The sequence below is a fragment of the Methylobacterium sp. WL64 genome (assembly GCF_008039945.1).
Classification (GTDB): domain Bacteria; phylum Pseudomonadota; class Alphaproteobacteria; order Rhizobiales; family Beijerinckiaceae; genus Methylobacterium.
The window spans coordinates 1-13,263 of the sequence record NZ_VRVA01000043.1; the positions used below are offsets into that span (position 1 = coordinate 1).

Sequence of the window (13,263 nt, forward strand, 5' to 3'; positions counted from 1 at the left end):
CCCCAGCCCCGCCCCGGGCCCTAGGTGAGGCCCGACCTTGGCGCAGCACGCCCGTTCCCTTCTGTTCGTCGCCTACTGGACCGTCTGGACGGCCCTGTTCGTCGCGCCGCTGGTCGTCCTGGCGCTCGCCGGGGCGCCGGCGCGGCCGGTCCGCACGGCGGCGCGGCTCTGGGCCCGCGGGGTCCTGGCGGGCCTGCACGGCATCGTCGGCCTGCGCTACGTCGAGGAGGGGCGCGAACACCTCCCGGCCGAGCCCTGCCTGCTCGTGGCCAACCACCAGTCGACCTGGGAGACCCTGGCCTTCCTGGTGCTGGTCCCCGACGTCGCCATCGTGGCCAAGCGGGAATTGCTGGCGATCCCGGTGGTCGGCTGGTTCCTGCGGCGCTCGCCGATGATCGTGATCGACCGCGCCAACGGCACGCAGGCCCTGCGGGCGATCATCGAGGGCAGCCAGGCTGCCGTCGCGGCGGGCCGCTCGGTGCTGATCTTTCCGGAGGGCACGCGGGGCCGGGCCGGCGACCCGCTGCAGTTCAAGCGTGGCGTGGAGCTGCTGTACGGCCGGCTGCGCCTGCCGGTGGTGCCGGTCGCGGTGAATTCCGGATTGTTCTGGCCCCGGGGCATGGCCACGCGAGCCGGCACGATCGTGGTGAGCTACCTCGCCGCCCTCGCGCCCGGCCTGCCGGCCGCGGAGTTCCTGCGCGGCACCGAGGGCGCGATCGACCGGGAACTCGACCGCTGGCGTCCGGCCGAGGCGCAGGGGCGGCGTTAGGCCCTCGTTCCAGCACCGACAAACCGGGGCTGCGCGCAGGCCGTCCCGCGGCGAAGGAGCCGCCGCCCACCGCGCGGGCCGCCACCGGCGAGCTGGTCGGGTTGGCGAAGACCCGCTTTCATCTGTCCGCCGGGCTTTACCCGAACACGATCGCGGTCCTCGATCAGCGGATCGACGCGATCGGCCGGACCGGCCACCCCCGCAAGCGTATTCTCGCAACAGACGCGATCCACCGAATCAAGGTGGCCTCGGTATTCCCTACCGACGCCGCAATTTGCAACTCACAGTTGCAAAACTGGTTACTTGATGAACCAGGAGGTGTTCATGTCGCTCTCTCCCGCCGCAATCCTCAGCCCCGCGTCGCGCTCCCTCGCATGGCTCGTCGGCCCCGACGCACTCCTATCCACGACCGCCCTCTCCACCGGCCAGCTCGCGAGCCTCGGCCCGATCGCCTCGCTCATCGAGGGCACCGTCGATACCGGCTCCACGGATGCGCGCGGATCGGTGCTGCCCGACGCGGTCAGCGCGACGGCGAACCAGATCGTGCTCGACACCCATGCGCAGCTGGAGGGGCTCGGCCACGCGGTCGCCCCGCTGAACGGGCCGCTGCACGGGCTGACCAATCTCGGCGAGACCGTGGGCCTCGGCCATATCGGCGCGGGCGGCAACCTGATCACCGACCTCACGAGCGCTGGCGCCGACCCGGCCGGGTCCGGCGCGATCCCGTCGCTGCCGAGCGATGCCGGGGCCGTCGCCGCGGCCGCCGGCGCCCTGCTCGGATCGGTCACGGCAGCGCCGGCGAACGGCAACGGCCTGGTCGGGGCCGACGGCATCCTCAGCCCGGCGACCAGCATCCTCAACCAGGCCGTCCTCGATCTGCACACCACGCTGGAGGACGCCGGCCACCAGATCCCGGTGCTGAACGCGCCGGTCCACGCGGTCACGGCTCTCGGCGAGACACTCGGCCTCGGCTATCTGGGTCAGAGCGGCAACCTCCTGACCGACACGCTGGCCCTGCCCGGATCGCTCCTGACCGGCGGCGGCCTGGCGTCGGCCAACCCGGTCCTGTCCGATCTCGGCCACGTCCTCGGCTCGGCCGACACCCTGGTCGGCTCGGTGACCGGGGTCGCCAATGCCGGCGGCCTGCTCTCGTCGGACGGGCTGCTGGCCCCCGTCACCAACCTGGCGAACACCGCGGTGCTCGACATCCACGCGACCCTCGAGAATCTCGGGCACGCGGTTCCGCTCCTGAACGACGCCCTGCACGGCCTGACCCATCTCGGCGAGACCCTCGGCCTCGGCCATCTGGGGCAGGGCGGCAACCTCCTGACCGACGTCGCGGCCCTGCCCGGGGACTTGCTGGGCGGCCAGGGCCTCGGGGCGCTGTCGCCGATCCTCGGCGATGTCGGCGCCGTGACCCACGCGGCCGGCGGCCTGCTGGGCGGCGTCACCGGCCTCCTCGGCGGGCTCGGCGGCGATACCGGAGCGCCAGGCGGCAGCCTGCTCGCCCCCGTAACCTCGGCGGTGGATGGTCTGCTGGGCGGGCACGGCGGAACGCCCCTCGACGGGTTGCTCGGCGGCCTCGCCGGTGGAGGCCAGGCGGATGGGATCGGCACCCTGCTCGGACCGAACGCGCCGCTGCAGCCCGTGGCCGGGCTCGCCAACGGGGCGATCGACGCCATCCACGGCGTGCTGGAACAGGCCGGCCACGACGTGGCGATCCTGAACGCGCCGCTCCACGCCGTGATCGACCTCGGCACCGATGTGGGCTTGGGCGAGCTCGGGGAGTCGACCAACCTCCTGACCGACGTGGTCAACCTGCCCGGCGCGGTTCTGAGCGGCAACGCGGCCCCCGCGATCGGGCAGGTCGCCGGCGATGTCGGGCATGTCGCCGGTGCGGCCGGCGGCGTACTGGGGTCGGTGACCGGGGCCCTCTCCGGCGCCGCCGGCGGCCAGGGCGGCGCGGGTCCGCTCGATGGCGTGCTCGGGACCGTAACCTCGGTCCTGGGCGCCACGGAGGGCGGCGCGGGCGGCAACCCGGTCGACGGCCTGCTGGGCGGCCCGACCGGCGGCGGCTCGGGCGATGCCGGCCCCGGGACCCACCCGCTGATCGACGTGGCCGCGGGCCCGACCACCGCGACGCCCCTGGCCAACGCGGCCGTGCTCACCCCGGCCGCGGATCCGTCCCACACCGTGCAGGCGAGCGCCATCGCGGTGGGTGCCGACCAGCCGAGCCTGGCCACCGCCAGCCTGCTCTCCGGCGACAGCATCCTGCTGCCGCAGGGCAGCGGCGGCGGCGTAGATTCCCTCGTCGGGCAGATCCTGAGCCCGGCCTCGACGGCGCCGGCGGGTGCCGGGGAAGCCGGCGGCTCCCACGGGGCGAGCCTCGATCTCGGGATCGTCACGATCGACCTCGGCAGCCATGCCGACATCCACCACACCGACCCGACTCCGCACTCGGCCGCGGGCGGCCTGCACCTGCTCGGCCTCTGACGACCGGAGCCCCCGCCGCCCACGCGGCGGGGGCTTTTTTTGGGAGGATGTGGAGCCGAGGCTCCGGGGGACAGTCCGTTGACCGACGAACACGTGTTGCGTGCTGCCAAACGCCGGGAATTCCGGGCCGCGATCGGGGCCGGGCGCACCGCCCTGATCACCGTGATGATCGTCAGCGGCCTGATCAACCTGCTGATGCTGACCGCCCCAATCTTCATGCTGCAGGTCTACGACCGGGTGCTGCCGAGCCGCAGCATCGCCACCCTGGTCGGGCTCGCCGGCATCGCCCTGATGCTGTTCGTGATCCAGAGCGTGTTCGAGGTCTTCCGCGCCCGGATCCTGTCTCGGTTCGGCCGCCTGGTGGACGAGCGCCTCGGTCCGCGGATCTTCCGGACCCTGCTGGCGCGCGGCTCCGAGACGCCCCGCGGCGACGACGGCCCCCAGGCCCTGCGCGACCTCGACACCGTGCGGGGCTTCGTGTCGAGTATGGCGCTCACCGCCTTCTTCGACCTGCCCTGGGTGCCGCTCTACATTGCGGTCTGCTTCCTGTTCCATCCCTGGCTCGGGGCGGCGATCGCGGCCGGCGCCCTGTTCCTGTGCGTGCTGACGGTCCTGACCGACTGGGCCTCCGCCGAGACCACCCGGGAGACCGTGCGGGTCGCCGGCGAGCGCCGGTCCTTCACCGACATGGCGCACCGGACGGCGCCGCTGCTCTGCGCGCTGGGGATGCGGTCGCGGGTGGCCGACCTCTGGCAGGTCCGGACCCGCCGGAACCTCGACGTCGCCACCTCCGGCAACGACCTGGCCATCGGCTTCGGTGCGGTCGCGCGCCTGCTGCGCACGGTGCTGCAATCCGGGATCCTGGGGCTCGGCGCCTACCTGGTGGTGCGCGAAGAGGCCACCGCCGGCGTCATGCTGGCCGCCACGATCCTGTCGGCCCGGGCGCTCGCGCCGGTGGACCTCGCCATCGCCAACTGGAAGTCGTTCTCGGCCGCCCGGCAGGCCTGGAGCCGGCTCGTGGCGTTCCTGCCCCGGCGGGAGCCGGAGGCCCTGACGCCCCTGCCGGCGCCCCGGGAGAGCGTGCGCGTGACCGCCCTGTCGATCGCCGCCCCCGGGACCGACAGCCTGATCCTGCACGACGTCAACGTCGCCTTGGCCCCCGGCAGCGCGCTCGGGGTGATCGGCGCCAGCGGCTCGGGCAAGTCCACCTTCGCCCGCGCGCTCGTCGGCCTGGCCCGGCCGGTCCGCGGGGTGATCCGCCTCGACGGCGCGGCGATCGACCAGTGGGATCCCGACGCCCTCGGCCGCGCCGTCGGCTACCTGCCGCAGGACATCGAGATGTTCGACGGCACCATCGCGGAGAACATCACCCGGTTCGACCCGGCGCCGGACCCGGAGGCCCTGCAATCGGCCGCGAAGGCGGCGGGCGTCCACGAGGTCGTGCTGCGGCTTCCGGGCGGCTACGACGCCCGGGTCGGCGCCGGCGGGCTCGGCCTGTCGGGGGGCCAGCGCCAGCGGATCGCGCTGGCGCGGGCGCTCTACGGCGACCCGTTCCTGGTGGTGCTGGACGAGCCGAACTCCAACCTCGACGTCGACGGCGACCGCGCCCTGTCGGCCGCCGTGCAGGGCGTGCGCGCCCGGGGCGGCATCGTCGTGGTGATCGCCCACCGGCCGAGCGCGCTGGCGGCGGTGGACCGCATCCTGGTCCTGGGCGAGGGCCGCGTGCGCCTGCACGGGCCCCGCGACGAGGTGTTGGCGCAGCTGGGCGCCCTGACCCGGCAGACACCCACGAGGGTCGCATGACGCGGGACCAGGCCTCCGCCGACCCGACCCGCGAGACCCGGCGCTCGCTGCGGCGGCACGTCGTCGGCGTCGCCGCGGTGATCGTGCTGGCCACCGGGACCGGCGCCTGGACGGCCGCCACGGAACTGTCCGGGGCGATCATCGCCACGGGCTCCCTGGTGGTCGAGAGCAACATCAAGAAGGTCCAGCACCCCACCGGCGGCGTGGTCGCCGAACTGCCGATCCAGGAGGGCGCCCGGGTCCTGGCCGGCGACCTGCTGGTCCGCCTCGACGCCACCACCACCCGGGCGACCTACGACAGCGTCACCAAGAGCCTATGGGAGATCGCCGCCCGCAATGCCCGGCTGGAGGCCGAGCGCGACGGCCGCGAGGAGGTCGCGTTCCCGGCCGAACTCGGCGGAGCCGGACCCGACGTCGCCCGGATCGTCGACGGCGAGCGCAAGCTGTTCCGCTTCCGCCGCGACGCGCTCCAGGGCCAGAAGGCGCAGCTGCGCGAGCGGATCGGCCAGCTGCGCGAGGAGATCAAGGGCCTGGTCGAGCAGGCCGCCGCCAAGGAGCAGGAGACCACGATCATCGGCCGGGAATACGAGGGCGTCGAGGATCTCTGGAAGAAGAACCTGATCCAGCTGACCCGGCTCACGAGCCTGCAGCGCGACATGTCCCGCCTCAAGGGCGAGCGCGGGGTCCTGGTGGCCAACATCGCCCAGACCAAGGGCAAGGTCTCGGAGACCGAGCTGCAGATCATCCAGCTCGAGCAGAACCTGCGCAGCGACGTCGCCAAGGAGCTGGCCGAGAACCGCGCCAAGGCCGCGACCCTGACCGAGCAGCGGATCGCCGCCTTCGACCAGCTCCAGCGCATCGAGATCCGCTCGCCGCAGACCGGCTACGTCCACGAGCTGGCGGTCCATACCCGTGGGGGCGTGATCTCCCCGGGCGAACCGATCATGCTGATCGTGCCGAACGCCGATTCCCTGGTGGCCGAGGTCCGGGTCGCGCCCCAGGACATCGATCGGCTGCAGACCGGGCAGGCCGCCGGCCTGCGCTTCCCGAGCTTCGACCAGCGGACGACCCCGGAGCTCAACGGCCGCGTCATCCGGATCGCCGCCGACGTCAGCGAGGACAAGCGGACCGGCAGCTTCTACTACCTGGTGCGCCTGGGCGTGACCAAGGACGAGCTCGGCCGGCTCGATGGCGCCAAGCTGATGCCCGGCATGCCCGTGGAGGCCTTCATCCGGACCGCCGACCGGACGGTGCTGTCGTACCTGACCAAGCCCCTGGTCGATCAGGCGCGCCGGGCGTTTCGCGAGAAGTAGGGCCGGGCGCCTGTTCGCCGGGCCGGCAAGGATATTGCAACTCTTGATTGCATAATGGAACCGGGCCGCCGGGATCCGGCATAACCGACAGGCCAGCCACCATGCCGATCGACCCAAAGAACCTCGCGCAGACCGCGACCCTGACCTACAGCGCCGAGTTCGACACGCTGCAGCTCTGGAACGGGACCTCGGGCCTCGACACGGCGGGCGGGCCGCAATGGGGCAGCTACGTCACGGCGACCGGGACGCGTCCGTTCAACCAGGAGCAGGAATGGTACCTCCGCGCCGACCATCTCGTCGGCGGGAGCGGCGCGGCTTTGCCGAACCCGTTCGGCGTCCATGACGGCATCCTGACCATCACGGCCGCGCCGTCCGACCCGGCGCTGCTCCCGGACCTCGGCGGCCAGCCCTACACGTCCGGGATGATCAACACGTCCCACAGCTTCAGCCAGACCTACGGCTACTTCGAGATGCGGGCCGAGCTGCCGGCCGGGCAGGGGATGTGGCCGGCCTTCTGGCTGCTGGCGAAGGACGGCTCCTGGCCCCCCGAGATCGACGTAATGGAGATGCTCGGGCACGACCCCGACACGCTCTACACCAGCGTCCACAGCCTGGCGCCCGGCCAGACCGCCGGCGACCACACCCTGAGCCAGGGCACCGCGCACGTCGCCGACATGAGCGGGGGCTTCCACACCTACGGGGTCGACTGGGGGCCCGACAGCCTGGCCTTCTACTTCGACGGCCAGGAGGTCTACCGCACGCCGACGCCGGCCAGCCTGGACAAGCCGATGTACATGATCGCCAACCTGGCGGTCGGCGGCACGTGGCCGGGCGATGCCGACGCGACGACGCCGTTCCCGGCCCACATGAACGTCGACTACCTGCGCGCCTACCAGGCCAACCCGAGCAGTGCGGGCGCGAGCCTGGAGCCGGTCTTCCACTTCTACGACGCGTCCACCGGACAGCACCTCTACACGGCCAGCACGGCGGAACGGGACACCCTGACGGGTTCCCAGACGGCCTACGCGTATCAGGGGGTCGGCTGGGCGGCGCCCACCGACACGGCCGGCACCGCGGACGTGTTCCACTTCACCAACGCGGCGACCGGCGACCATTTCTACACGGCCAGCGCCGCCGAGCGGGACGGCCTGATCGGGTCCGGCTCGGGCTACCGCTACGACGGCGTCGCCTTCGAGGCCTACACGGATCCGTCCGCGCCCGGATCGGCCGCGATGAACATCGAGCGGTTCGTCAACACCGAGAGCGGCCGCCACTACTACGCGTCGAGCGCCGCGGAGATCACCTATATCGAGCAGGGCCACGCCGGCACCGGCTGGATCGACGAGGGCCACGCCTTCACGCTCCACGCCCCGACCCAGAGCATGTTCGGCCTGTAGCGGCCGGGGTGGGGGAGGGGGACGACCCGGATCGGATCACGATTGCGGCAGCAGGGGCCGGAAACCGCCGTCGTCCGTTATGTTTGCCCGATGCGGCGGGAACAATCGCCGGGGCCGCCTTTTGTGCTGGCGGTCCCACCCGTCGGCCCGGTCCGGATCGCCCGCCGACCCCATCGAGACAGGAGATCGCTGTGCCCGCGGCGCGGAGCGCGACCATGCGCGAGCCCATCCGGCCGGCCGCTCCGGCCGGCGGGATCGCCGACGCACGCGCGGCACGCACCTGCCTGGGCCGATTCCGCGCGACCCGATCCTGCATGGTCCGATCCTGCGTGGCCAGATCCTGCGTATTCCTCGCCCGCGCGACCACGGCATGACCGCCCGGACCGCCCTGGACGTGATCGGGCAGCTGCCCCGGCGCTCGAAGACCGTCGACCGGATGATCGCGGGCCTCGCGGTGATCCTGACCATGCTGGGCATCGCCGTGGGCGCCTCGGTCTACCAGCAGCGCGGCAGCGAGGCCGTGCGCCACGCCCTGGCGGTGGAGGGGCGCCTCGGCCGGGTGCTGTCGGCGGTGCAGGACGCCGAGACCGGGCAGCGCGGCTACCTGCTCACCGGGGACGAGGATTTCCTGCCGCCGTTCCGGGCCGGCCGCTCCAAGGTCAACGGCGAACTCGCCCGCCTGGGCGACCTGCTGCGGGACGACGACGGCCAGCGCGCCGAACTCGACGGCCTGATCCTGCTGATCCGCGAGAAGCTCGGCGAACTTGCCACCACCATCGACCTGTACCGGGGCGGCGACGCCGAGGCGAGCCGGACCCTCGTCCGGGAGGGGAGCGGGCGCCGCCTGATGGACGACATTCGCACGGTCGTGCGCCGCATGGAGGCCCAGGAGACGGCCCTGATGGAGCAGCGCCAGGCGGCGGTCTCCCGGATCGCGCTGCTGATCTGGGCGGCCCTGGCCGCGCTCGTCCTGGTGCTGATCCTGTTCGCCGTGTCGGCCATGCGCGAGGCGGGGCGCCGCCGCCGGCTGTCGCGCTTCCTGCCGCAGGAGCTGGTCTCGCGCCTGGCCGACGACGACGGCAGCCTGCGGGCAGGCCGGCGACAGCAGGCGGTCATCGCCTTCGTCGACATGCGCGGCTCCACCGCCCTGGCCGAGCGCCTCGACCCGCAGCAGCTCTCCGCGTTCCTGTCCGCGTTCCGGCGCCGGGTGATGTGGACGGCCAAGCTGCACAACGGCGTGGTCGACAAGTTCCTGGGCGACGGCGCCCTGGTGGTGTTCGGCCTGCCCGAGGCGCAGGGCGACGACGCCGCCCGGGCAGTGGCCTTCGCGGGGGACCTGGTCGAGGCCATCGCCCGCTGGAACCGCAAAGGCGAGCACGACGCCACGGTGCGCATCGGGATCGGCCTCCATTGCGGCGAGGTGTTCAGCGGGATCATCGGTGAGGAGGCCCGCTACGAGTTCACCGTGCTGGGCGACACCGTGAACGTCGCCGCGCGCCTTGAGCAGGCGACCAAGGTCCACGGCGTGCCGATCCTGGCCTCGGAGGCGGTCCGGCGGGCCGCAGGCCCGGCCACCGCGGTCTGGCGGGAGGTCAGCCGCGAGCCCCTGCGCGGCCGCCGGGAGCCGATGGCCTATTTTTCCGTCGAGCCCCCGGACCACGCCGAGCCCGCACCGGCCCGCCTGCGCGACGTCGATCCGCTCCCGGAACTGGCGCTGTAGCCGCGCTTTCGAGCCGCGCCGGCAAGCGGCGCGGACGCGACCCACCGAGAGGCCGATGCCGAGCGATCTGTCCTGGCTGCTGCGCCGCGAGACCCTGCTGGCCGGCGCCGTCCTGCTCCTCGGTGTCGCGGCCCTGGCCGCCTGGTATCTCCTGCAGGCGACCGTGCTCACCGTCGCGGTGGCGCCCCGGGACGGCACCGAGCCCGCCCTGATCAAAGCCTACGCGGACGCGCTGGAATCGGGCCGCACCGGCCTGCGCCTCAAGATCCTCGCTTTCGAGGACGTGCGCGAGAGCGCCGCCGCCCTGCAGGACGGTCGGGCCGACCTGGCGGTGGTCCGGCCCGACGTGCTGCTGCCGACCAACGGGCTCACCCTGGCGATCCTGCGCGACCAGGCGATGATCATCGCCTCGCCCGAGCAGGCCGGCATCACGGATTTCCCGCACCTGGCCGGCAAGCGGATCGGCATCGGCACGCACCGGGACGCCGATATCGGACTGCTCAAGAGCCTCCTCGGCTATTACGGCCTGACGCTGGAGCCGGCGGCGGGCACCGGACCGGGCGACCGCGCGGTCGTGCTCGTGCCGGTCGCCGAGGATGGCGTGGCCGGCGCGCTGCGCGAGAAGCGGATCGACGCCTTCATCAGCATCATCGCGCCCTCCGCGCCCAAGGCGCTCGATCTGGTCGCGGCGGTCCGCTCGGTGGCGCGCGGCGGCAAGGTCGCGTTCGTCGCCGTGGCGGACGACGACGCCGTGATTGAGCGCTTCCCCAAGCTCCAGGCGGTGGCCATCCCGGGCGGCCTGTTCGGCGGCCGGCCCAAGCTTCCGGCCGACGACGTGAAGACGGTGGGCGCCTCCTACCGGCTGATGGCCCGCGCATCCCTCAGCCGTGCCGTGGCGGCCGACCTGACCCAGCAGCTGTTCGAGAAGCGCACGCAGGCAGCCAACGCCACGGAGGCGGCCGATTACGTCCAGGCCCCGTCCTACGAGACCACGGTGGCGGCCACGAGCGCCCGGATCCCGATCCACCCGGGGGCGATCGACTATTACGAGCGCGAGCAGCACGGCTTCGTCGAGCGCTACGGCGACACGCTCTACCTGCTCGGCGCGCTCGCGGGCGGCCTGGTCTCGGTCCTGGCCTGGATCCGGCAGCGCCTGGCCGGCCTGCGCCGCGAGCACATCGACGAGATCGTGGAGCGGCTCCTGGAGATCACCGAACAGGCCCGCGCGGCCCAGGACCCGGCGGCGACCGCCGGGCTGACCCGCGAGGTCGACCGCCTGGCCGGCGACGCCGTCCGCTACGCCCGCGAGCGTGCCCCCGACGCGGCCACGATGTCGGCCGTCGCCATCGCCCTCGACACCGCCCGGGCGACGATCGCGGACCTGCGCCGCCACGCCGCCGCGGACTGACCGGGCCGGGATGGCTTCTGCGCCGCGTTGGGGAAGCCGGGGGCGCCGGAGCGGGGCGCTACGGGCGGCAGCGCGCGACGACGCGCCGAAGGGACTCGCGCTCCCGGGCCGGCGCGAACAGGTCTGCCCGGGCCGCGCCGCACGCAGCCAGGGTGTCCAGGAACCCGGGCTCTTCCTCGGCGCGCAGGAGCAGGGCGGCCAGGGCGGCCTCGTCGAAGACCGGGAAATAGCCGGGATAGGCCGGCCCCAGCAGGCCGCGCGTGCCGGGGATGTCGGAGGCGATCACCGGCAGGCCGGACACGAGGGCTTCCGACACCACGTTGGCACCGCCCTCCTGCTGAGAACTGAGGACCATGACGCGCCCCCGGGTCAGCCACCGCCGAACCAGGGAGCCCGGCCGGTCACCGAGCCACAGGTAGCGCGGATTGTCGGCCATCTCGGCGCGCGCCCGGTCCGCCCAGACCTCCGAGGAGGCGCCGCCGAGATGGACGATGCGCGTGCGGGACCGGGCCGGAAGCCGCCGGGCGGCGCGGGCGGCGCAAAACGGGTCCTTCTCGGTGCGCAGGTGCCCGACGACGAGGACCTCGAAAGCCGCCGCCGATACCGGCCAGCGCTGTCGCCGCGGCAGGGCGGACTGGAACACGACGTCGAGCTTGCCGCGGTGGCGCTCCGGAAGCGCGGCGGGGATCAGGTCGTGGAGGCCGATTAGGCGGTCGGCCAGATCCAACGCGTGCAGCGTCGGCCCGGGGTCCGCCGCGAGATAGTGGTAGACGTCCGTGCCGGTCAGGGCGACCACCAGCGGCCGGTCGGGGTGGCGGGCCTTGAAGCGCGCGATGGACCCGGCGCTGCGCCAGGCGTGCAGGGCGAGCATCAGATCGGCGTCCGCATCCTCCCCGTAGGCCGTCGTCACCTCGACTTGGTGTCCGAGATCGCCGAGGATGCGCGCCCAGCGGGTCGCCGTTGTCCGATTTCCGGCGCGGGACATTCGCGCAGCCGGCGTGATGAGACTGATCTTCATGGTCTCGACAGGCTTCCAGGACGTTTGATGCGCACACCGGTTTCCGCTGCCGACCTCGTGGCCATGCTGCAGGATGCCCGGGCGCGAACGCTCGAACTGGTGGCAGGCCTCGATCGTGACCGCCTCATGGGGCCGAAATCTGATCTCGTGAACCCGCTCCTGTGGGAAATCGGGCATCTCGCCTGGTTTCACGAACATTTCATCCTGAGAGCGCTCGACGGGCAGCCGCCGCTGATGGCCGAGGCCGACGCGCTCTACGATTCCGCCCGGGTGCCGCACGCGACGCGCTGGTCGATCCCGCTGCCGGCGCTGCCGGAGACCCTGGGCTACATGGCGCGGGTCCACGAGGCCCTGATCCGGCGTCTGGCCGACCGCGAGCCGACAGGCGAGGAGGCCGACCTCTACCAGCTCGTCACCTTCCACGAGGACATGCACGACGAGGCCTTCACGTACACGCGCCAGACGCTGGGCTATCCCGCACCGGCCTTCGCCGCATCGGCCAGCGCCCGGTCCGCGGGAACCGGCCCGTGGCCGGGCGACGCCACCGTGGGCGGCGGAACCTGGCGGCTCGGATCCGAGCCCGGGGGCTTCGTGTTCGACAATGAAAAATGGGCGCATCCGGTGCCGGTCGCGCCGTTCCGCATCGCCCGCGCGCCGGTGACCAATGCAGAGTTCGCGGCCTTCGTCGCGGATGGCGGCTACCGCGCGGACGCCCACTGGGACGCGGACGGGGCGGGTTGGCGCGACGGCTGCGGGGCCGCGCACCCGGCCTACTGGACGCCTCACGGCGCGCGGGACTGGACCGTCCGCAGGTTCGACCGGGACGCGCCGCTGGCGCCCGATGAGCCGGTCGTCCACGTCAACTGGCACGAGGCCAACGCCTATTGCCGCTGGGCCGGCCGGCGCCTGCCCACGGAGGCGGAATGGGAGGCCGCCGCCGCCGGAGCGCCGGCGCGCGATGGGACGCTCGGTGGCACCAAGCGCGGCTATCCCTGGGGCGATGCCCCGCCCACGGCCGACCGCGCCAATCTCGACGGCGGCCATCTCGGCTGCGTCGACGTCGCCGCCTACCCCGCGGGCGACAGCGCCTGGGGCTGCCGGCAGATGCTCGGCAACGTCTGGGAATGGACCGCGAGCCCCTTCCTGCCCTTTCCCGGCTTCGCGCCCGACGCCTACAAGGAGTATTCGGAGCCGGCCTTCGGGACGCGCAAGGTCCTGCGCGGCGGCGCCTGGGCGACCCGCTCGCGCATGGTCGACACCGGCTATCGCAACTTCTTCGGCCCGGAGCGCCGGGACGTGTTCGCCGGCTTCCGCACGGTGGCGCTTTAGGGCGCTTGCCGCC

General features: G+C 73.0%; 9 protein-coding genes. 8 read left to right on the top strand and 1 reads right to left on the bottom strand.

Going from position 1 to position 13,263, the window contains the following annotated elements:
* Positions 1-37: 37 nt before the first annotated feature.
* The 7 genes from FV242_RS17920 to FV242_RS17950 all read left to right on the top strand — a co-directional run bounded on the left by FV242_RS17920 (position 38) and on the right by FV242_RS17950 (position 10,903).
* Complete coding sequence (locus FV242_RS17920) at positions 38-769, top strand: 1-acyl-sn-glycerol-3-phosphate acyltransferase (protein WP_147907629.1); 732 nt, start codon at positions 38-40, stop codon at positions 767-769.
* 324 nt (positions 770-1,093) lie between these two features.
* Positions 1,094-3,262, top strand: coding sequence for a hypothetical protein (locus tag FV242_RS17925; protein ID WP_147939866.1), 2,169 nt, complete (start codon positions 1,094-1,096; stop codon positions 3,260-3,262).
* A 78-nt stretch (positions 3,263-3,340) separates the two neighbouring features.
* Positions 3,341-5,065 (top strand): type I secretion system permease/ATPase, encoded by a 1,725-nt coding sequence (locus tag FV242_RS17930; protein WP_147939867.1) that lies wholly within the window; start codon positions 3,341-3,343, stop codon positions 5,063-5,065.
* Complete coding sequence (locus FV242_RS17935; protein ID WP_147939868.1) at positions 5,062-6,378, top strand: HlyD family type I secretion periplasmic adaptor subunit; 1,317 nt, start codon at positions 5,062-5,064, stop codon at positions 6,376-6,378. The genes FV242_RS17930 and FV242_RS17935 overlap by 4 nt, the downstream gene beginning before the upstream one ends.
* A gap of 101 nt (positions 6,379-6,479) precedes the next feature.
* Positions 6,480-7,775 carry a family 16 glycosylhydrolase gene (locus FV242_RS17940; protein ID WP_147939869.1) on the top strand — a complete coding sequence of 432 codons (1,296 nt, stop codon included), beginning with the start codon at positions 6,480-6,482 and terminating at the stop codon, positions 7,773-7,775.
* A 370-nt stretch (positions 7,776-8,145) separates the two neighbouring features.
* Entirely contained in the window at positions 8,146-9,495 is a 1,350-nt protein-coding gene (locus FV242_RS17945; protein ID WP_246692760.1) for a CHASE3 domain-containing protein, read from the top strand.
* 55 nt (positions 9,496-9,550) lie between these two features.
* Complete coding sequence (locus FV242_RS17950; protein WP_147907635.1) at positions 9,551-10,903, top strand: TAXI family TRAP transporter solute-binding subunit; 1,353 nt, start codon at positions 9,551-9,553, stop codon at positions 10,901-10,903.
* Positions 10,904-10,961: 58 nt separating this feature from the next.
* On the opposite strand, the gene senB is transcribed toward FV242_RS17950, so the two are convergent.
* Entirely contained in the window at positions 10,962-11,921 is a 960-nt protein-coding gene (senB, locus tag FV242_RS17955; RefSeq protein ID WP_147939870.1) for a selenoneine biosynthesis selenosugar synthase SenB, read from the bottom strand.
* Between the two features lie 27 nt (positions 11,922-11,948).
* Between senB and senA the strand changes: the two genes are divergently transcribed.
* On the top strand, positions 11,949-13,250 hold the full coding sequence (gene senA / locus FV242_RS17960) for a selenoneine synthase SenA (protein WP_147939871.1): 1,302 nt from the start codon (positions 11,949-11,951) through the stop codon (positions 13,248-13,250).
* Positions 13,251-13,263: the final 13 nt, after the last annotated feature.